This is a genomic window from Flammeovirga sp. OC4 (assembly GCF_000812565.1).
Lineage (GTDB): Bacteria > Bacteroidota > Bacteroidia > Cytophagales > Flammeovirgaceae > Flammeovirga.
In genome coordinates this window covers 1-21,650 of sequence record NZ_JTAM01000008.1, presented here as the reverse complement: position 1 = coordinate 21,650, position 21,650 = coordinate 1, and the positions used below count along the sequence as shown (strand labels likewise).

General features: G+C 33.8%; 13 protein-coding genes. 4 read left to right on the top strand and 9 right to left on the bottom strand.

Annotation, left to right across the window (positions count from 1 at the left end):
* Window positions 1-26 precede the first annotated feature (26 nt).
* Window positions 27-647, bottom strand: a complete 621-nt coding sequence (locus PL77_RS08115; protein WP_044203658.1) for a hypothetical protein — start codon at window positions 645-647, stop codon at window positions 27-29.
* 217 nt (window positions 648-864) lie between these two features.
* Here PL77_RS08115 and PL77_RS08110 point away from each other — a divergent pair, with 217 nt between their 5' ends.
* The 4 genes from PL77_RS08110 (at window position 865) to PL77_RS08095 (ending at window position 4,422) form a co-directional block, all read left to right on the top strand.
* Window positions 865-1,296 carry a hypothetical protein gene (locus PL77_RS08110; protein WP_044203655.1) on the top strand — a complete coding sequence of 144 codons (432 nt, stop codon included), beginning with the start codon at window positions 865-867 and terminating at the stop codon, window positions 1,294-1,296.
* 147 nt (window positions 1,297-1,443) lie between these two features.
* Entirely contained in the window at window positions 1,444-2,469 is a 1,026-nt protein-coding gene (locus tag PL77_RS30340; protein WP_052444260.1) for a sensor histidine kinase, read from the top strand.
* The gene (locus tag PL77_RS08100; protein WP_044203653.1) at window positions 2,450-3,178 is read left to right on the top strand and encodes a LytTR family DNA-binding domain-containing protein; all 729 of its coding nucleotides are present in this window, start codon (window positions 2,450-2,452) and stop codon (window positions 3,176-3,178) included. Before PL77_RS30340 ends, PL77_RS08100 begins: the two co-directional genes overlap by 20 nt.
* Window positions 3,175-4,422 carry a hypothetical protein gene (locus tag PL77_RS08095; protein ID WP_044203650.1) on the top strand — a complete coding sequence of 416 codons (1,248 nt, stop codon included), beginning with the start codon at window positions 3,175-3,177 and terminating at the stop codon, window positions 4,420-4,422. Before PL77_RS08100 ends, PL77_RS08095 begins: the two co-directional genes overlap by 4 nt.
* A gap of 155 nt (window positions 4,423-4,577) precedes the next feature.
* Here PL77_RS08095 and PL77_RS08090 read toward each other — a convergent pair whose 3' ends face one another.
* From PL77_RS08090 to PL77_RS08055, 8 genes are all read right to left on the bottom strand, one after another.
* Window positions 4,578-6,473 (bottom strand): 7TM diverse intracellular signaling domain-containing protein, encoded by a 1,896-nt coding sequence (locus PL77_RS08090; RefSeq protein WP_044203648.1) that lies wholly within the window; start codon window positions 6,471-6,473, stop codon window positions 4,578-4,580.
* Complete coding sequence (locus tag PL77_RS08085) at window positions 6,470-8,785, bottom strand: outer membrane beta-barrel family protein (protein ID WP_044203645.1); 2,316 nt, start codon at window positions 8,783-8,785, stop codon at window positions 6,470-6,472. The genes PL77_RS08090 and PL77_RS08085 overlap by 4 nt, the downstream gene beginning before the upstream one ends.
* 1,075 nt (window positions 8,786-9,860) lie before the next feature.
* Window positions 9,861-12,392: a copper-translocating P-type ATPase gene (locus PL77_RS08080; protein WP_052444259.1), complete on the bottom strand. Its 2,532-nt coding sequence runs from the start codon at window positions 12,390-12,392 to the stop codon at window positions 9,861-9,863.
* A gap of 139 nt (window positions 12,393-12,531) precedes the next feature.
* Window positions 12,532-14,055 carry a hypothetical protein gene (locus PL77_RS08075; protein WP_044203643.1) on the bottom strand — a complete coding sequence of 508 codons (1,524 nt, stop codon included), beginning with the start codon at window positions 14,053-14,055 and terminating at the stop codon, window positions 12,532-12,534.
* Window positions 14,056-14,215: 160 nt separating this feature from the next.
* Window positions 14,216-15,955, bottom strand: coding sequence for an efflux RND transporter periplasmic adaptor subunit (locus PL77_RS08070; protein WP_044203641.1), 1,740 nt, complete (start codon window positions 15,953-15,955; stop codon window positions 14,216-14,218).
* Window positions 15,956-15,987: 32 nt separating this feature from the next.
* On the bottom strand, window positions 15,988-17,220 hold the full coding sequence (locus tag PL77_RS08065) for a TolC family protein (protein WP_044203639.1): 1,233 nt from the start codon (window positions 17,218-17,220) through the stop codon (window positions 15,988-15,990).
* Between the two features lie 23 nt (window positions 17,221-17,243).
* Window positions 17,244-21,014, bottom strand: coding sequence for an efflux RND transporter permease subunit (locus PL77_RS08060; RefSeq protein ID WP_044203636.1), 3,771 nt, complete (start codon window positions 21,012-21,014; stop codon window positions 17,244-17,246).
* 99 nt (window positions 21,015-21,113) lie between these two features.
* A complete protein-coding gene (locus tag PL77_RS08055) occupies window positions 21,114-21,530 on the bottom strand; it encodes a hypothetical protein (RefSeq protein WP_044203635.1) in 417 nt (138 codons plus the stop codon).
* Between the last annotated feature and the right edge of the window lie 120 nt (window positions 21,531-21,650).

The window sequence follows — 21,650 nt, the reverse complement described above, 5'->3', positions numbered from 1 at the left end:
TTAATTTTTTCAAGAGGTCTTTTTGTTTAATTTAATGGCCGTTCATTATTGATCAGTATCGCACTTATGAACTCCGTTTCTGAAACTTGTTCCTTCATTAATAATTGATGGATAGTTGGATAATTTTCAAAATATACAGCAAATTTTGCCTTAAACAGTTTACTGTTATGAGGAATTCTTATATAATCTGGACAAGTTGCTGTTTTAAAATAGAAAAAACTTGTAGCGTACTCAATAAAACTTTCGACAGCACCTGCTACAGCCACAGCAACGATACCTCCTTCAACTATCCCTCCATATGTATAAGTCGACCTACTACTTGAAGACATATAATAAGCAAGTTTTATTTCTCCCAATGAAATTACATTTGCGAACCTTCTTGAATTCTCATAAGGTACACTAACATACTCCACTCCATCAGCATAAAAATAACTTACTTCTTCTGCCTTATATTTTAACGCTCCTTGATCCGTTAAAATTTTAATTTTTTTACCATTCCATTCCGAGTAGGGTGTTATAATATCTCCATAAATCGTAACACCATAAGTAGATGGGTTTTCTTTATATATTAGATAGTCTGGACCATATTGAGCTTGAACATATGTACAATATGTTATAAGAAATAATATGTAGAATAGTTGTTTCATTATAAATGATCAATTAGAAAAGTGTTTGCTTGTTTGAACTATAAATATATTAGATTTCATTTTAAGTATCATACAATCAGCAATAAAGAGTATTTGCAACCGATTGAATTACTTATTTGCATTTCACCATTTCAACGCTGCATTTCACCAAATAAAATTCAAACACTGCTCAATTAAGGAGACATTTGATATATCATTAATCAAAACCTCAACTATTATGAACTTAAGTGTCAAATTAATTTTAGCATCTCTTTTACTTACTTCATTGTTTTCTTGTACTTCAGCTACAGATGAAATATTCCCTGAAGTTTCTAATTCTAACCGTTTGCCAAGGGTTGATAGTTCTCCTCAAAATGCATTCTTGACGATTGAATTAGTACCCAACGGTGATGTTTGCAACAATAGCATCATTGCAAATGTAGAGCTTATTTCTTCTACAGGTTTTGAATTCAAACAAAATATTCAAGCAAGAGATGGTGTTTTAACATTTTCATTAGATAACAATTTTGTAGGAGGAAGCTATGCAGTGACTTTCAAAACTATTGATGATGAAGAATTAATAGGTTCAACTTCATTTTATTTGACATCAGATGATTTGAAAAAAGAATATTACACTAAAACTGTTGAATATAGTAATTGTAATTTCTAAATTGAAAAACCTATTTCGAACAAAAGACACCCCGTAACTTTATTCATTTAGAATAACTTTTGTTCTTAGAGAAAAGACTTTTCTGAATCTAAGAGTGTTTTAAAATCTCAATCTGGTTTTGAAACACTCTTTCTTAATTTTTGACAGATGCCTTTAAGAAGTTTTTATTTTTTTACGATTGCATTTTATTATTTAGTCTTTTTCGTTATTGAATTCTTCACGGATTACAGAGCAGAATCAGATCATCAATGGTTAGGGCTAAATTATTTGTTAGTGCTTGCTTTAGCGACAACATTTTTAAAATGTTTTGGAGCCATTTTTTTTGCTAGGATTTCTAAATATGTATTGATCAAGAAAAGTAGTATTCTGGCATTTATTATTCTTTTTTCAGGCTTTCTATTAATACTGTTCCTTTACAGTGAAGTGTCTTGGGTTTATCGTTGGAGCTATTTTTTAGAAGATTTCAGAGGCCCTTTTTATAATATCTACAACTTACAAGCTGCACTCATTCCTTATTTTATAGGCATTTGTATTGAAATTGTATTTGAATACCTCAAACAGTACAATGAACAACAAAGTCTAAAACTTGAGAAGACCAAAGCTGAATTAAGTTTTCTGAAGGCACAAATCAGTCCGCATTTTTTATTCAATACAATCAACACAATTTTTTGGTTGATAATAAAAGATCCAAAAGGTGCTCAGGAGTTATTGTTAAAATTAAGCGACATGTTACGTTATCAATTGTATGAATGTGATCATGATTTTGTTCCTATTCAAAAGGAAATTGATTACCTCACTCATCTTTGTAAAGTACAAGGTTATAGAAAAGGAAAGAAAGTAAAAATTACAACTGAATTTGATTGTGAAGATACTGTATTTCAAATTCCACCATTATTATTTTTGCCATTAGTGGAGAATGCAATGAAATATGTGTCCCAAAAAGACGATAAAGAGAACTATATTTCTATTTTTTTAAGACAGAGAAGCAACCTTGTTAGTTTTGAAATTGTCAATTCTACAGACAATAGTCATATTGAATTAGAAGAAGACAAAAAATACAGTGGTATTGGTCTTTCTAATATAAAAAAGCGACTTTCTCTTATTTATGGAAATAATTATAAATTCTCTACCTCTTTAATCAACAACGTATATTATGCAAAAATCGAATTCTAAGATCCGGTGTCTCATTGTAGATGATGAAGAACTAGCACGCGATGGAATGGCTCATTATGTATCTCAGGTTCCGTTTTTAGAAACTGTAGCCATTTGTGAGAGTGCAATGGAAGCTCAACAAGTATTAGACGAACACCCTATTGATTTGTGTTTCTGTGATATCAATATGCCCTACCTTTCTGGCATTGATTGGGTAAGATCCATGAAAAACCCACCAATGGTTATCTTTACAACTGCTTATTCTGAATTTGCGATTCAAAGCTATGAAGTCAACACACTCGATTACCTGTTAAAACCGATATCCTTTGATCGTTTTTATAAAAGTTGCCTCAAAGCAAAAGAAGCTTTTAATACATCGCAAAAAGAGGAAGAATTTGATGATTTTATTTTTGTAAAAGTAGACCTTCAAATCAAAAAAATCTGGTGCAAAGATATTAAGTATATCGAATCGCAGAACAACTATATCAATATCGTCACTACCAAAGGTAACTTCCTCACTCTACTTACATTAAAAGAGGTTCAAGAAAACCTTCCTTCTTACTTTTTAAAAGTTCAAAAATCCTTTATCATCAATATTCATTTTGTAGAGGCCATTGAAGGAAATAGTGTTGTGATTGCTGACACCTTGATCAGCATTAGTAGAAATAATAAAAACGACATCTTCGATACTTTAACGCAAGGAAAGTTTATCCTCAAAAATTCTAAATGAAAAACACTCTACTCCATATTATCTTATTTTTATTCCTTTTTGGGTGTACACATACTCCTATTGGTTATCTTATCACCAAGAATGATAAAGAATTGATTGGGTATTATGAAGAGAATGATAATATTGTATTCAATATTAAAGACTCAGATATTATTAATTATCTAGACATTTCAGAAACGGATTTTTACACTTCTCCTTATACACCAAACTTTAATAACTGGGAAAAATACCTTATCAAGAAAGAAGATATAGTTATTAATGAACTTCACTTAATTGGCTCATTTAATGATTACAAAATTGATTCTTCCTACTTAATGGAAAAGAAATCAGATCATTGGGAGCTAATCCTACCCAAAAAGAAAATTTCACCTGCCAGTGGTGATTTCAATTTCATAGTTAATAAAAAGTTCCTCATTACCCCCAACCATTATAATTCTCTGAATACGCATGTACCCGTATTTGTTGATAAAGATTTAAGACGAATGTATATCATTTGGCTCATGTATATCATTGAGCCCAAAGAGCAAATGGGATATGTAGCAACGGATGACAGTATTACATTTATTTTTAATCCGGAAGAATATTCATTGAGTAATAATAACTATGGTGTACAATCGGCTTATGATCCGGACTTGATCGGTAAAGTACAAGTGGCAGGAAGTTTTAATTCTTGGAGTAAATATTTCACGATGGAGAAAAAAGGCGAATTGTTCTATTTTACTTTGCCTATTGATGAAAATATTAATAATTGGGGAGAATTTAAGTTCATCGTCAATGATCATAACTGGGTAAACCCTCCTTTTGAAGCAAGAAATAAATTAGGGCATTTTATGGGAATGCGTCATTATAATTTCACTTATCAAACTAATTACAATCATCAGGTAATGGGTTATAGCATTCAAAAAGATGATGTTGTTTTTGAATGGAAGTTAAATGACAACGACCTCATGACCTATTATCAAAGATCTGAAGCAAGACAGTTCAATATCAGAAATATGTATTTGTATGCTAGTTTTCTCGAAAAGGAAAATAGTCATAAAATATTAATGGAAGAAGTTGGTCATCGACATTACAGAATCGCATTTAAGAAGAATACCTTTGAAAAAGGAAAACATTACACTTTCAATTTTATGGTCAATGGACTACTTGAACTGACCCCCAATTATGGAGCTTCCAATCTTACAAGAACTGCTTTATGGGATGAAATCCAAACAGTTCGATATGACTTTTTCCTTAATGAATAACCAAGACACTGTAATCTAAATTACGATTAACTTTCAATCAATAGTTTCTACTAGATTTTATTGGGCCTACTTTCAAGTTTCCTTTTTCTTCATTCGTATCCTTCAGATCAGCAGAAATCTCTCGATAAATATTTGAAAACTTAGTTTACAATACATTAATCTGTAGGTAAGAAAGTAGGCAATAGCAATTTTGATTCTTTGTTTTTGGCCTTCAACGTTTTCAACCTAAACTTGGATACTGTGTTTCTAGACATTCCAATTTCATCTGATAATTGTTGAATACTAAATTCTTCATCAAAATTGGAAATAATATAAGACAAATAGAACGCTTTGGTTAAATCGAACTTCAAGCTATGGAAGATTGTATTGCTTGTTACAGATTCATTATAACCACACTTTGTACATCGTTTTGAGAACTGTTTAGTTCCGTCAGAATAAGTATGATTTCCACATTGCTTACAGGTAAAACCATCTTTCCATTTTTGTTTTTCAAGATACCTCAAACATGATAATTGATCAGGGAAAAGTTCCTCAAATTCTTTATGACTTAACCTTTTGTTTGTAAATCTTCTTTCCCTTTCTTGTTTGATCTCCCCTTTCAGGTTGTAATTATTCACGTCAAGAACGCGATTAAGTTTGTCAAGCTTTTCGGTCTTATCCTGTAATTCTTTGTTCAGAGCACTAAGTTCAGATTCTCTTTTCTGCAAAGAGGCTGTTCTTTCTTGTACTTTCTCTTCTAATTCATTATTTACTTTCTCACTCAAAATCATTGTTTTCTTTTGCTCCTCAATGACTTTGTTCTGCATTTCTTCTTTTTCAGATTGATGCTGAATGATCTCTTTTTGAGCGATCCTTTCTCTTTCTTTTAAAAGCCTCAAACTATCATACAGTCCATAAGAGAACAATAGCATTTCTAGTAAAATTGAAATTCTAAGGCTGTATAAAGTGTAAGTATTGAAAGGGACAATAGCATACCATTTTAAAAGCCAAATAAAGAAACCAAAGAAAAATATGATCAACCCAAAGATAAAATAAGGTGATATTTTTTTGTATTCCCTGTAGGCTTTGACCACAAAATAAAGTAGCGTTAAAATTGTAGTAATTAATAACAACCCTCCCTCTTGTGTACTAAAGAATAGAAGAATTAAAAAGAAGATGACAGTTAAAGCTGACATCAAAATGTTCATTGCTTTGGAATAAAGCGGATTATCACTTTCATCAGAGATTATTTCCTTGATGAAAAAGACCAATGACATCGTCATTCCAAAAATAAACAGAAGGGTTGAAAAGGAATTGACCCAAGGTGCATCAGGCCATACAAACTGAAATCCCATGCCATCTCGTGAGGCTGAGTAAAGCATGATAAACACCAAGTGAATAACGTAAAATAAATATTTCTTCTCTCTAATATTTGCAAAAAGCATTAAACTATAGAGAATCATGAGTGCAAAAGCACCATAGTACAAGCCAAAAAACAAATATTTAAGTGTGGATTCTTTTATAAATTCGTCACCATTGGTAAGGTTTACTAATAAATCGACTTTGTGAGCTGATTGAACTCGAACATAAAGTGGTTGTGTATAATCGATGTTATCAGCTAGAGGAATAATATAATTCGTATGTTTGATATCCCTTTTATCAAAGTCGTAATTATCACCCATAAAAATCTTTTCAACTCCACCTTCAACGGTAGGCAAATAGACAATCATATCATCGATGGTTTGATCATAAAATTCTATTAGCCATTCATAAGAACTAAAAGAGTCAATACTGATGTTCAATTGTAGCCAGTAATTACCTTCTACATTGAATTTATCTTTACTGTGAGTGGGAGAAGTTTTGAAAGATGGTGACAACTCTAGAATTTCTTCATATGATAATTCCTGAGTGAGATCCACCCAAAAAGGGATTTGACCTAAATCTAAAACCTTACTATACGCAGAATCATAAAGATGAATAACATCCTTATGATTCTGTCCATAAATTTCATTTTTCGATAAAAGAAATGCCGTAATTAATAAAGCAAATGTAAATAGTTTCTTATTTATCATACAGAGAAAAACGACCATGAGAATCCTAACTTAACTGTTGTAGGCAAATCTACAACATTTGATGATTCAAATGTACGTGAAATATTACTTCTATATATTTTTCTGGTAGAGAAAATATCAACAGCAGTTAGCCAAACCCTACCTTTTCCTTCATATATACTTTTTGATACCGAAGCATCGACTCCAGAAGCAGGAGTCATTGTACCATTGTAACGTATAGTTTGTGACAAATAGTAACCCGTTAATCTAACTCTAAAGCCGTTTAAAAGATTGGCTTTATAAGTCATCTTACCATTGAACATGGTCTGTGTCAATGGAAAATCTCCTGTTCTAGTATTATACATATCATGGTAAAGGTCACCTGAAATAATGATACGGTGCTTTTTACTTAACTGATATTGAAGGTAGATATTTGTACCTACCGTATACTTATCTACAATATTGGCAAAAGTTGAATAAATTGTATCTCCTTTATTTTCGAAAACTCTTTCTACTCCGTCAATTGTACTTCTGAAGAACACCCCACCTCTTGTTGAGAAATTGTCTTGATGATTTGTTACATCAAGCACTAATTTTTGTTTCTTTTGAAGTGTTAAATTGGGATTACCCGAACTAATGAATAATGGATTACTATCGTTAATAGTAGGATTCAACATCCACTCAGGAGGTGTGTTCATTCTGAAAGAATAAGCAATTCGACCCATCCAATTTTCATTAAACTTTTTATTCAAACTTGCGTTCGGATTGAAAACCCAAAAATTATTCTGAGTGCTGAATTTATCTTCAAGGTTTTCTATATCAGAATTAATGATTGAATTTTCAGCAATACCTCCAACATTTAAAGTCAGGTCGTTTACAAACTTATACTTATACTGAAAATATGCGGTAAACTTTTGGTTCAGATAATCTGTATTTTGATAACCTAAACCTCTATTAGTTTCCTCTCCGTCTTCATCTCTGTTATAAAAACGTTCGGTGTTGGTTTGTACTTTTGTCTGATTTCTAAAACCAGTCGTTAAAATACTACTTGGATTAAATGGATGAACATACTTTACGTTTGCAAAAAAGTTTTTACTTGGTCGATCCCTTTCAGTTAACCTTTCATCATTATAACGTAGTTCGTCTGAATCTAGGTATAGAGTATTAGTTTGGTTGGCGTTTAATTGGTCATAATCGTCAACAGAAAAGCGTAAAGTAGTTAAAAACTTTCGGCCTTCCGTCATAAAGTGTTTATCGTAATTCAACTGTGCTTGTAGCCTTTTGGTTAACCTACTATTTGAAGCTGTACGATAATTAATTCTAGGATTAATATTATCAGGGTCTATATTTTGAACAAGTTCCTCTTCGTCACTTTCCGTAGTGTTTTCTCTATGAGAATAACTTAAATTAAATCGAAGTTTATCGTTTACTGACAATGCGTAAGAGGATGACCAATTGGCATTGAACATTTTCAAACCTTGTGTATACTCACTTTCATTTTCACGAGTATTTGAACCGTAATTTAAACGCTCTGAAGAGTTTTTGTAAGGAAGTTCATTTTGAATGTAGCGAGCATTTAAAGTAGTAGACCATTTGTCTCCTGATCTTGAAATATTAAAACCGGCTTTTGCTTGTGTAGGCAAACCACCTTCCACATAAATTCTGGCATTATTACCAAGTTTCACATTCTCCTTCAAAACAATATTAATGGCTGTAGTTGCTGAAGTATATTCAGCTGGAGGGTTGTTCAGAAGTTCAACTCTTTCAATTAGCTGCATAGGAATATCTTCCAAAGGGTTTTCTAAGCTAGATTCTTCTCCATTTACTAGAATCACCACCTGTTCCCCATTAGAGGTCACTTCTCCATTTTCGTCCATTGTAATAGAAGGCATACCCGAGACAATATCTTCCATATTGGCTCCTCCTCCTTCTTCAACATTAAAACTCATTCCATCTGCCGTCATATTGACAGATTCTTTTTCGGCTGTAACAGTTACACCTTCCAATTCAGTGATCGTTGATTTGAGTTGAATTTGGCCCAATGAGATATCTAAATCATCATTTACACTAATCACTCGGCTATTTAATTGGTAGCCAGTGTAATGAAATTGAATTTCATAGTCGCCCTTTTCCTTTACATTTAAAGTAAATTTACCATCAAAATCAGTGCTCACGATGGCAATAGTTGCATCCGCTTGTTTACAAGAAACATTCACAAACGGTAAAGATTCTTTCGAGTCACTATCTATAACTTCCCCTGAAATGTTTTGAGAATAAGTTGATAAGATAGATAAATGAAAAAATGTAATTGTTATAAGTAGTAATCTAAACATCGTCTAGTAATTAATAAAAATATTTATTTAGTCTTCGCAGTAGTAATTATGATAAATTTAAGATATTATTAAAATAACTGTATTACAATGACTTAATATTTAATAAATTCTAACAAAAAGAATACCCTAGGTAATGAATTACCTAGGGTATATGAGTTAATGTAATTTAAATCCTAATCAAATCATGATAAACTCTCTTTTGAGATTAGGAACAATTAGGTTCAATCAGGAAAGTAGCTAACCGAAACAACTTACACTTCGGTTAGTTACCTATGATTATTTATAGGTTTTAGTAATTAAAATCTCATTGGTTTTGTTTTCAGCTAGGTTGTTAAAGGTTTCCTGCTCTATATCGTGGTGAAAAGGAGTTTTAACGCTCCTTTTCTATAAAGTATTTGTTTAGTCCAGTGTAAATTTATGTTTATACTCCATCTTATCTTATTTTTAATTGGCTTATCATCCTCTAATTTATGAAGAGTAGTTACCCACTCTTCAATAAATTAGAAATAGATAAAATGATAGTTTCTATGTTAGTAGTAGATCTATTAAGTGATAATGATTTAAGGTTTTAGTTTTAGCTAAGCTTAATAACTTTAACTGGTTTTGTTTTTAGTATTTAATCTTCCTCTCATTAATAGTACAGCAAATCAATTATTGATATAATATCTTTATCTGTTTCACATTTCAAGTATACTAGCTTTGGTTATTTTTTGATTCATTTTTCTTGATTTTTCATCAAAAAAACCGAAAAAACAGACACAATAAAAACATTAAAATAACAACAATAAAAACAATCAAAAACACTAAAAAACAAGCTTTTTCATATTGTTATGAAGGTTTATAACCACAATAAAAACAATTCAAAAAAAATATGATAAATCTAAAAAAATCAGTAGTACACCATGTTATTACCTATGTACAACATTCAGATCACGACCAATAGATTTTATTAAATATTTTATAACGCCTTTTATTTCTTACCAAGAATTTAAAATCAAAAAAGAAACTCCCTATAAAAAAATAGAGCCTCTACTTCAGTGTGAAGTAGAGGCTCTATTTTTGGTTGACTATAATCCTAAAGCTTTACTCTTTTCAAACGAAGTGCATTAGAGATTACAGAGACCGAACTAAAACTCATGGCTAAAGTAGCAAGCATTGGGCTTAATAGAATTCCAAAAAATGGAAATAATACCCCTGCCGCTATTGGCACACCTAACACATTATAGAAGAATGCAAAAATTAGATTCTGTTTTATATTCAACATTACTTCCTCACTTAACTTTCTAGCTTTGGTTAGATTTGAAAGGTTACCTTTCAATAAAGTAATTTCAGCACTCTGAATGGCAATGTCGGTGCCATCTCCCATTGCTATTCCAATATTTGCTTGGGTGAGGGCCGGTGCATCATTTATTCCATCCCCTGCCATTGCCACATGAAAACCTTTACTTTGATATTCTTTGATGAAGTTTAATTTATCTTCAGGAAGGCAATTCGCATTATAAGAAGTTATCCCTACTTGGTCTGCCACATATTTAGCGGTCGCTTCATTATCTCCAGTAAGCATGACCACTTCTATCCCCTCTTTTTGTAATGCCTTTACTTGCTGCTGAGCATCTTTCTTAATTGGATCTGTTATGACAATACCTCCAAGCAACATTTTATTTTTTGAAACATAAACGATCGTTGCTCCCTCTTCTAAGTGTTTATTTACTTTTTGAAATTCCTTAAGGTCTAAATTTTCAAGGTCAACAAGTTTTTGATTACCTACAGCAATTTCATCGTTTCCTATTAATGCTTTCCCTCCTTTTCCGATCAAATATTGATACGCTTTTACAGCAAGAATATCCATGTTTTCTTGCTTCACTTTTTCTACAATTGCTTTAGCCAAAGGATGATTGCTATTTTGATCAATACTTGCAGCATAAGTAAGGATGTCCGATGAAGATGTTCCATTAAAACAAAGTACTTCCTTTACATTCGGCTTTCCTTCTGTTAGTGTACCGGTTTTGTCAATCATCAAAACATCAACTTTGCTGAAATTTTGTAATGCCTCGGCATCTTTAATGAGAATACCATATTGTGCACCCTTTCCGGTTCCTACCATAATAGACATTGGAGTAGCCAGCCCAAGAGCACATGGGCAAGCAATGAGTAAAACGGCAACTGCATTAACTAAAGCATAAGTGGCTGCATTTTCTCCATTGTACAAGAAAAACCAAATGAAGAAAGTAAGAATAGAAACACTGACAACAATCGGAACAAAATAGGTGGAAATTTGATCTGCAATTTTCTGAATAGGAGCTCTAGATCTACTTGCGTCATTGACCATATTAATGACTTTTGAAAGAAGTGTCTCTCCTCCTACTTTCTCTGCTTTCATTAAAAATGAACCATTCATATTAATTGACCCACTTGTCACCTTATCATTTATGGTAACGTCAACAGGAATTGGCTCTCCAGTAATCATAGATTGATCCACTATGCCATTTCCTTCTGTAATACTACCATCAACAGGAATTTTCTCCCCTGGCTTTATTTTTACGAGATCTCCTTTTTCAATATGTTCAATGGCCACTTTAAACTCTTTATTATTTCTAATAATAGTAGATGTGGAAGGTGCCCATTGCAGTAGTGCTTTTAGTGCTGAATTGGTTTGAGCATGTGCTCTAAGTTCCATAAGTTGACCAATCATCAAAAGCAACAAAATGCTACATGTAGCTTCAAAGTAAACATGTACCGCTCCGTTCTCTTTAAATTGATCAGGGAAGGCATTCGGGAATAAGAGGGCTATCACACTAAAACCAAAGGCGACCATTGTTCCTATACCAATTAAAGTCCACATATTAAGGTTTCGGGTCACGATAGAAGACCAAGCTCTTTTAAGAATAATGTTGCCGGTATAGAACACCATAGGTATGGTGAGTAGAAATTGCACCCAATTCCAAGCTGTTTGTGACATAAGGTTCAACATAGCATGATGTATGGGTGGAAATAGATGGCCAAGCATTGCAATGCTCACTACTGGAATCGTCAACAAAAGGCTTAATCGAAACCTCTGCTTCATATCTTCATAAGCCTCATTTTTCTCTTCCTCAATTTCAGGAATAACAGGTTCTAAAGTAGTTGTACAAATAGGACATTCACCGGGTGCATCATGTAATTCATCAGGATGGTTCGGGCAAGCATATTGAACCGCTGGTTTTGCTTCAGGTATTTTTTCTAAAGGCATTCCACAAACTGAACAATCTCCTGGATCATCAAAAAGTTTATCTTCACCCTCACACATCATGGGACAATAATATTTACCTGCATCTTCAGAAGAAAATTGAGGTACCTCATATTCAATTTTTGGGATCTCATGTGTGATTTTAAAAGCAAATTGACTAGCATCAACATCTTTAGCAGAAAGCTGTTCTTTTACCTCATAACCTGCTTCTCCAATTATTTTATTGATGCACTTTTGGCATGCTCCTTCCGTGACAACCCTAAGGATATTTCCATCTATTACTTCCCAATCAATCACTCTTGGGTCTTTATCTAGAAGAGGTTGTACTTTGGCTTCACAAGCCTTACACCCCAATGTAGTATCTAACGTTAATTCTCTCATCTGCTTATTGCGATTAGTATACTACAAATATAAGGTGGGTTATGGTTTTTGTTTGTACAGAATTTTTGTAAAAATGTGTAAGATCTTTCTTATTAAAAAAGTCAGCACCTTTTGAAAGCTACTGACTCTTTGATGATCGTTAGTATTGAATTGACCTTGCTATTTCTTTTAATGGAATAAAAACAGGAACATTTTTATGTTTTAGCCTCGTCTCAACCTCACTTAATTCTCTTATGAAAATATCATTCAAATCTTTCAAGTATTTTTTGGTTGATTCAGAATAGTTGGTCTTCTCAAAATTATATTTCGTATTGTATAAAGTAGAAACATTGGTAGGTTTAAAGAACATCTCTCTTTCCATTCTATATCTAAACATATCTTTGATGGTCATTCCATTTTCCCAATCAATTTCATTATTATGAACCTCTTTGGGATTTACTCTTACCCTTAAAGGAACCAAATAACTTGGAACTTGAGCAAAACTATGGTGATCGGCTGAGTGAGCAACCGATACATCCCATATGATCATCGTGATTTCCTGAATTAAGTTGTCCTTCAAAAGAATTTCATCTGATGACGTAAATGTAGGTAACCACTGATTGATATGCCCTGCCCATTCCTTGATAATCAATAATTCTTCATCACTAATGACATTGACGACTTCAGTCACAAATTTCTTTATGACATTATAGTACTCAAGAAGGAAGGTGTAATAAGGTGAATCAAACTTTTCAATTTCTTTAGAATAGTGATACCCATTATAACTGTCATTTCCTTCAATACCACTATAAGCGCAAGCCACTAGTGACCTTTGACCATCTCCATCACCAAGGAAACCAGAATAAGGAAACTTTTGATCATTTTCAACCGGAGAAGCGGTAGAGTTTAGTACTACTTTATTCAGCACCAATGTATGTTCGAAATGCGGTAAAAGTAGTTGCAATAGAATAGTATTAATTGGAAGAGAAGATTTACTAATCGCATTAATACAATCAAATGGAAAATGAAGTAGTGCATGTTCTGACAAAATCAATTTGTAAGCCGCTCCTTGCATAGCATATACCTTTGCGATTGACCAAAGATCCGCATCAGTAGGTTGGACTATTTTCTTATCCCCTTCAAATTGATCAACATAAATTAGTTTTGCCTCAAGAGCATTGTTTACCTTTTCAAATACTACAATCGTACCTGTAGCATAAATTCCTTCGAAAGGTTTTGTAAAAGACATCAATGAAAAGTCAATAATGTAGTATTCCCTCTCATTATGATCTACTGGAAGAAAGTCATTAAAAATAGCTCTTTTTTGATCACTTAGCCCTTTGATTAAAAACTTACTAAATACACCTTCACCTAAATAGTGATTGAAATCTTCATCGCTGATTTTATGAAGTCCTTTGTGTTTATAAGCATAGTGAAGTGCTTTCGGCCAATAGGTCCACATGTTTTTTACATATCTACGACCTATTTTTTTCTTCCATTCCTCTTTTTCTTTCCTAGGAAGCCTTAGTACTGCGGGAGCTTCACCTTTTGGATTTCTAGGAGACGGTTGTGGCCATGGCCCCTGCCTTTGGTATAAAAAAGCTTCTTTCGGTAGGTTTACGTTTTTTTTAGAGTCGGATGTTTGTTGATGAGCGAAGTCCGATAATTCATCTAAAGTCTGCATGTTGAAAGTATAAATAAGTTGTAATACACATTTAATACAAAACTAGCTAGAATAATTTTACCATAAAATAGTGAATATTCATTCTCTTTTTTTTATGTAATGTATATTACAACTTAACCTTTCATTTTAGTTCACTGAAATACAGTGAATTGATTATTATTTATTGTATTTCTCTTTTCATTTCACCACACTTCAACATCATATCACCGTAATATGGATTAAGAACGTCTTTTGTAGTTGAAAGCCAAGATGCACCTTGATCATGATTTGCCATTGGGCAATATAAGAGGAAGACTTTCTCATTGGCAGGTAACCCCAAACGTGTAATTACGTCTGCCAATAGCTTAGAAACTGAAACTAAATAGCGTCTTCTAGTGTCAATGTTATCTGCTTTTTGCATAGCGGACACATCTTCTTTCAGTGTTTTTGATTTTTTCATCCAATAATGATGAGCCTCACCTTTCAATCCTTTCATTTGAACCAAATCCAATTTTTCTGAGAAATCCCCTAGAAGTTCTTTTGCTTTATCATCATCACTTGCAACGAGAGCATCTTTCATCAAAATATAGGCTTGGAATGCTTGTTGAAGTTGAAACTGAAATACAGGTGAAACACCTTCTTCAAATTTTGATTTACCATCAGAATGCATTTCTTTACTTGACATTTCTCCTTTATATGGATCAATCATACTTGGTTTCCCCTTAAGCTGAGCAGCAGCATCTACCGTGTAAGTACCTTGAGTGACTACATGTTCTCCCATTTTCAATCCTTTAGTAATGATATAAGCATTGGATAAATTGGTACCCAACGTTACTTCTCTCATTTCAAAAGTAGGTTCTTCTTGATTCTCAACTTTCACATAAATGATGGATCTTGGACCTGTCCATAATACAGCTGATTTAGGAACAACAATTACGTCCTCTTTAGTGGGCAATTTGGCTTTTAAATTTCCTGTCACAAACATTTCGGGTTTCAATGTTCCTTTATTATTCATAACGTTCCCTCTGATAGAGGCCACTCGTGTTTGAGGATTTATAAACGGATCAATAAAGTTGATGGTGGTTTTAAACTCCTGTCCAGGATAAGAGGAAACCGAAAAAGTAACCTTATCACCTTCTTTGATCCAAGCCAAATCACTTTCATAGGCATCAAACTTCACCCAAAGGCGGGAAAGATCTGCTAAATCATACATAATTTGACCTTCCATCACATGATCTCCTTCCACCACATTCAATTTTGTAATGACCCCCGATATATCTGCTCTAATGACAAACTCCGTCATTACTTTTCCTGATTGATCAATTTCATTGATTTGCTTTTCGGTCAACTTCCACAACCTTAATTTCTCTTTGGCTGCTCGTAATAATTGAGGATTGGTGTCTTTTACTTTTTTGGCTTCAAAATATTCTCTTTGAGCCGTTACTAATTGAGGGGAATAAATTGTTGCGAGCTTCTGTCCTTTTCTTACTCTTTCTCCAATATAATTCACAAAGCTTTTCTCAATTCTACCGGAAATATGTGATGCTTGTGAATAGGTTCTTCTCTCATCAACAGCTAACTTTCCCTGTAAAACCAATTCTTTCTCTGGGGAAGATTGAATTACCTCCGTTGTTTGAATATTTGCTAGTGCAACGGCTGACTTGGACAAAGAAATGTGAGAAAGGTCTTGCCCTGCATCTGATGTAGAAGCTGGTATCAAATCCATACCACATATTGGGCAATCCCCTGGTTCATTTTGTCGTATTTGTGGATGCATAGAACAAGTCCACACCTCTTCTTCCGAATGTTGATGTTTTACTTCATGTGAACTTTCTTCACCACTAAAAAACAACCAACCACTCATTAACCCGATAATAAAAACGAATAATAATGAGCCATAAGATTTTATATATTTTTCCATTGTAATTTCTTTTTTATTGATAACTGAAATGATTAAACGCCTTGAAGGAAATCGATTTTGGCCAACGCATCATTTTTACTTTGTTCAGCTTTATGAATTTTGAATTGATACTCTAAACGTTTCATTTGCAAGCGTAACAATTCAATAAAGGCAGACCCTTGTGTATTTTGTCCAACAGTATAGATTTCACGTTGAATTTTTATTGCTTGATCCACTTTTGCTATTTGCTGATCAATTAAGTTGATATCTCTTTGTGCATCTTCTCTCTGATTTTGAGCCTTCAAATATTCTGATTGAAGTGCATTTTCTAATTCTTGTTTCTGCAATTTGATCGATTGGTTGTTCAGTGCTAGCTGTTCCTTCCTGCCGTTGTATTTTTTAGCATTAAAAGCAGGAATAGACAAACCAACCATTGGCATTACAGCATTATTTCCCGCATTATCAGATTGCATTTGAGTGTTACCAATAATACTATAATCTAAAGCAATTTTGATTTTTGGTGATGCTTCTTTTGCTACAGATTGAATTTCGGCATTCACTACTTTTTGATTGGCCTCCAATTCTAACAACAAAGGGTTATTTCCCAATGAAGAAGAATCTGAATTAAAAATCAATTGATCTGATAACTCTATTTTTTCCGTAGGATGATTAAGTACCAAACCAAATTGTTGATTAAATAATGTACTATCCGCAATCAAAGCATTGATCTTATTTTGCGCTTCTTCTATTTGCATCTGTACTCTTAACACATCTACCAGAGAACCTTTTGCATTTTCATATTGTGTTAAGGCAATTGATTCAAAACTTTTCAAAATCTCAAAGTTATATCGAGCTGAAATAAGATCTTTTTGATTCTGAAGCATTTGAAAGTACAAAGCCCTCACCGTATATTTTACTGTATTTTCTGTTTGATGTTTCTGCTGTTCTGCTTTTTCAACTTTATGATTCACTACATCGTATTGCTTTGCTCTTGTTCCAAACCAAGGCAACATTATTCCCGCTGAAACTTTATGATCAATCGGTCCATTTCTCGTTTCAATTGGAGACACTCCATAACCGTACATTACGTCTAAGTTGGATGTGGCTTCACCTTTAATGACCTCTTTTTCTGAGGCTACAGCTTGAATATTTTGGTTTTGAGCTTGAATACCAAAGTTATTTTCCAACGCAACAGAAATGTAATTATCCAAGAATGGGTTTTGAGCATTTCCTGTCAATGTAAATAGCAATAAAACCAGTGTTATACTTTTTTTAAGTTGTTTCATTTCTTTACAATTTCAAATTATATTTACTGATTTTCACTATTTGTAATGGACTTTGACAAGGCTCCTTCTTTGACAGCACAATATAATGTTGGTACCACAAAGAGTGTCAATAGAGCAATGGTCATTCCTCCAAATCCAGGGATAGCCATGGGTTTCATAATATCAGCTCCTCTGCCTGTAGAAGTCAAAATTGGAATAAATGCCAATAATGTAGTGGCTGTTGTCATCAAACTTGGTCTTATTCTTCTCATTCCGCCTTCAAGTACTGCTTTTCTTATTTCTTGTACGGATTGAGGTGCATTTTTTGAAAAGGATTGATCAAGGTAAGTAGCGATAAGCACTCCATCGTCGGTTGCAATACCAAACAATGCGATAAAACCCACCCAAACTGCAACACTTAAATTGACTGTTCCGATATCAAACAGTGCTCTCATATTTGTACCCAAAAGGGTGAAATCAAGAAACGATGGTTTGCTGTACATCCACAACATTAAAAAGCCTCCACTGAAAGCTACTATTATCCCAGAAAAAACCATCAACGTCGTTTTCACTGATTTGAATTGTAGATAAAGGATGAAGAAAATAAGCATCAAACAGATCGGCATTACAATAGAAAGCCGTTCTGATGCTCTAAGCTGATTTTCATAATTTCCAGAGAATTTATAACTGACTCCTTTGGGAACAACCAAATCGCCATTTTTAATTTTTGCTTCAATATAAGCCGTCGCTTCCTCTACAACCTGCACTTCTGAGTAGTCAGGAAGTTTATCCAGTAGTACATAGCCGGTTAAGAATGTATCTTCACTTTTGATACTTTGAGGACCCGCAGTATATTTTATTTCAGCCAATTCTTCCAAAGGAACTTGAATCCCTAATGGAACATTGACTAGGAACTTTTTCAACACATCAGGATTATCTCTGTATTCTCTCGCATAGCGAAGACGGACAGGAAAACGCTCTCTGCCTTCTACGGTATACGTCAATGGCATTCCACCAATCACCATCTCCAAAAGCATTTGCATATCTTTGACATTCATGCCATAACGGGCAATTTTCTGGCGGTCAATTTCGATTTCCAAATAAGGTTTTCCAACAATACGGTCAGCAAAAACAGCTTCTTTTTTAACAGATGGAACTTCCTTTAAAAGTTGCTCTAATTGAATCCCAAAGTCCTCTATTGAGGCTAAATCTGGACCATAAACTTTAATCCCCATAGGAGCCCTCATGCCCGTTTGAGTCATAATAAGTCGTGTTTCAATTGGTTGCAACTTAGGAGCAGAGGTTAGTCCAGGCAACTGCGTCACTTTTACAATCTCTTGCCAAATATCATCAGGAGATTGAATTTCATCTCTCCATTGTCTGAAATATTGACCATTAGAATCTTCAATTAAATTACCTCTATCATCTTTGAGGTACTTGCCGTCTTCATCCATCTTAAACCTTAGTCGGTTCCCTTTCTCGTCTACCTTATACTCCGTTTTATAATTGATAATATTCTCATACATTGATAATGGAGCTGGATCTAAAGGTGATTGGGTTCTCCCTGCCTTTCCAACAACCGATTCAACTTCAGGAATACTTTTCACGGCCATATCCATCAATTGAAGGTTTTTCTTTACCTCTGAAACCCCTGCATTAGGCATCGTTGTGGGCATCAATAGAAAACTTCCTTCTGACAATGACGGCATAAATTCGGAACCTATTCCGGGGAATGCCTTACTCATGTTTTGGTAAGCTCTTGAGGAAGTCACATCTACATTCATTGAAGAAAAAATACTTTGAAAGGGTGAAAATAGAGTTGCAAATCCCTGCCAAGCTGAAATTCCTGAAAAGACAATAAAGAAAACGATGGATAAAAATGTGATTTTATGATCTAAACATTTTGAAAGGATTTTGGGGTAAATTTTAATAAAGAGCTGAAAACCTCCTAATATCAAAATGATCAACCCTGCAACAAAAATAAAATTCTTAAAGTCACTTTCTTGAGCTCCGAGAGGTAACCAATCCATTGCCAATAAGTAGGTAATAAGGAAAGCTACAATTCCGCTTTTTATTCGATCATAATTTAATTCTGAGATGTATATCTTCAGTTGTTTTTCAAATAATGAATAAAGTGTAACTAGTACTACACCCAACCCTAAAGTGAACTTGATGAAAAGTAAGCCAATACCTAATATCAGAGATATTATTTTAAAGAGGAAAGCCCCTTTTTTCTTTTGATCTGATTTGAAGAAATAATAGGCAAATGAAGGTAAAAAGATCAATGCTACCACTACAGAAGCACATAATGCAAACGTTTTGGTATAGGCCAAGGGAGAAAAGAGTTTACCTTCTGATGCTTGTAAAGTGAAAACGGGAATAAAACTAACTACGGTGGTCGCTACTGCAGTAACAATTGCTCCGGAAACCTCCTCGGTTGCATCATAAATTACTTGAATCAGCTTTCGTCCCTTTCTATGATCAAGATGTTTAATCAAGTTTTCGGACATTACAATACCTATATCAACCATGGTTCCAATTGCGATGGCAATGCCACCTAATGAAACAATATTGGCCACAATGCCCATATATTTCATTATCACAAAAACCATCAAAACTGAAATAGGTAATAAACTTGAAATCAAAACGGATGCTCTAAGATTCCAAACCATGATCAAGACTACAATGACGGTGATTAAAACCTCTTGTATTAAAGCCTCATTGAGTGTACCAATCGTTTCTTTGATCAAAGTAGAGCGGTCATAAAAAGGGACAATGGTGACTTTACTTAGCGTTCCATCCTCCAGTATTTTCTGAGGTAATCCGGATTGGATCGAATTGATTTTATCTTTTACATGATCAATCACCAGCATTGGATTTTCTCCAAAACGGGCTGTCACCACTCCTCCTACTGCCTCTGCTCCTTCTTTATCCAAAATACCTCTTCGATCTGAAGGGCCTTCAACCACTTTGGCCACATCTTTTATTCTAATGGGAATATTATTATTGACCTTCACAACACTTTCTTCAAGGTCGCTTAGGTCTTTGATGTAACCAATTCCTCTCACAAAATATTCTGCACTGTTGACCTCAATGGTACGTGCTCCTACATCTAAATTTGAATTTTGGACAGCGTTCATCACTTGCTGTAGGGTTACATCATATGCTTTCAAAGCATTGGGATCCACATCTATTTGATATTCCTTCACGAAACCACCAACGGATGCAACTTCTGCCACTCCATCAGCAGACATTAAAGCGTATTTCACTAAGAAATCTTGAGTGGATCTTAGTTCCTCTAAATTCCAACCTCCTGTTGGATTTCCTTCTTCATCCCTTCCCTCTAAAGTATACCAAAACACTTGTCCAACAGCGGTTGCATCTGGACCTAAAGTGGGTTGAACACCATCTGGAAGTGTATTAGGTGGAAGGCTATTGATTTTTTCTAAGATTCTAGTTCTTCCAAAATAGAACTCAACATCGTCTTTGAAAATTATATTGATGGAAGAAAACCCAAACATAGAGTTACTTCGGATACTTTTCACACCTGGTATACCCAGCAAACTCGTGGTCAATGGATAAGTCACCTGATCTTCTATATCTTGAGGTGATCGGCCGGGCCAATTGGTAAATACAATCTGCTGATTATCTCCTATGTCTGGAATAGCGTCTACTGCTACTGGATCATAGGGAATATAGTTATTAATTGCTGTTTTGAATGGGCTATGGATTAAGCCCCACAATACAAACAATAATAAAACGACTATCGTCACTACTCTGTTAAAGAGGAAGAAACGAACGATTTTATTAATCATTTTATCTATTTAGTTTAAAGAAAGGCCCAATAAAGCCTCAATAATAAAAATAATACATTTCACTTGTCTTAAAACTTATGTAAGACAAAAAATGCTTCTTTAAACTAAAATAACTTGATAGGAAATATTGATAGGAACGGTCCTATGGTTTGGAGGGGATTTCGACTCACAAAAAGAAGGAATTGGGTGTACTTCATTTGCAAGGTTTGTGGTAGGTAGAATAAATGTATAAGCAGATTCCCAAAGGTTCTTTATCATTTCTTGATAAGAGAAGGTAGGCACCTCCACAATATCAATAACTTGATCAAAATGACTCTCTACTTTTACATGATGCTTATTGTTTTTACAACAATCCGATTTCATTTTCATATCCATACTCATTGCACAACACTCGTGGGAGGGTTGCATATTGATGGCTTTTAAAACACCATTACAAATGTGAGCATTGCCCACTATTCCAATAGTGCCTAAAATCAATATCAATGATAAGAATATATTTTTTACGGATTTAAGCATATTCAAATTTAAAAGTTTATCCTTAAATATCAAATTTAATTTATGTTAAGATGATTTTGTATTGAGATTTGAATATGCCTATGTTATTTAGAAATCAGGAGATTTCTTTTGATTTATTGG

Coding starts and splice junctions, on each gene's coding strand:
- PL77_RS08115 (WP_044203658.1), bottom strand. CDS start 647: ATGAAACAACTATTCTACATATTATTTCTTATAACATATTGTACATAT.
- PL77_RS08110 (WP_044203655.1), top strand. CDS start 865: ATGAACTTAAGTGTCAAATTAATTTTAGCATCTCTTTTACTTACTTCA.
- PL77_RS30340 (WP_052444260.1), top strand. CDS start 1,444: ATGCCTTTAAGAAGTTTTTATTTTTTTACGATTGCATTTTATTATTTA.
- PL77_RS08100 (WP_044203653.1), top strand. CDS start 2,450: ATGCAAAAATCGAATTCTAAGATCCGGTGTCTCATTGTAGATGATGAA.
- PL77_RS08095 (WP_044203650.1), top strand. CDS start 3,175: ATGAAAAACACTCTACTCCATATTATCTTATTTTTATTCCTTTTTGGG.
- PL77_RS08090 (WP_044203648.1), bottom strand. CDS start 6,473: ATGATAAATAAGAAACTATTTACATTTGCTTTATTAATTACGGCATTT.
- PL77_RS08085 (WP_044203645.1), bottom strand. CDS start 8,785: ATGTTTAGATTACTACTTATAACAATTACATTTTTTCATTTATCTATC.
- PL77_RS08080 (WP_052444259.1), bottom strand. CDS start 12,392: ATGAGAGAATTAACGTTAGATACTACATTGGGGTGTAAGGCTTGTGAA.
- PL77_RS08075 (WP_044203643.1), bottom strand. CDS start 14,055: ATGCAGACTTTAGATGAATTATCGGACTTCGCTCATCAACAAACATCC.
- PL77_RS08070 (WP_044203641.1), bottom strand. CDS start 15,955: ATGGAAAAATATATAAAATCTTATGGCTCATTATTATTCGTTTTTATT.
- PL77_RS08065 (WP_044203639.1), bottom strand. CDS start 17,220: ATGAAACAACTTAAAAAAAGTATAACACTGGTTTTATTGCTATTTACA.
- PL77_RS08060 (WP_044203636.1), bottom strand. CDS start 21,014: ATGATTAATAAAATCGTTCGTTTCTTCCTCTTTAACAGAGTAGTGACG.
- PL77_RS08055 (WP_044203635.1), bottom strand. CDS start 21,530: ATGCTTAAATCCGTAAAAAATATATTCTTATCATTGATATTGATTTTA.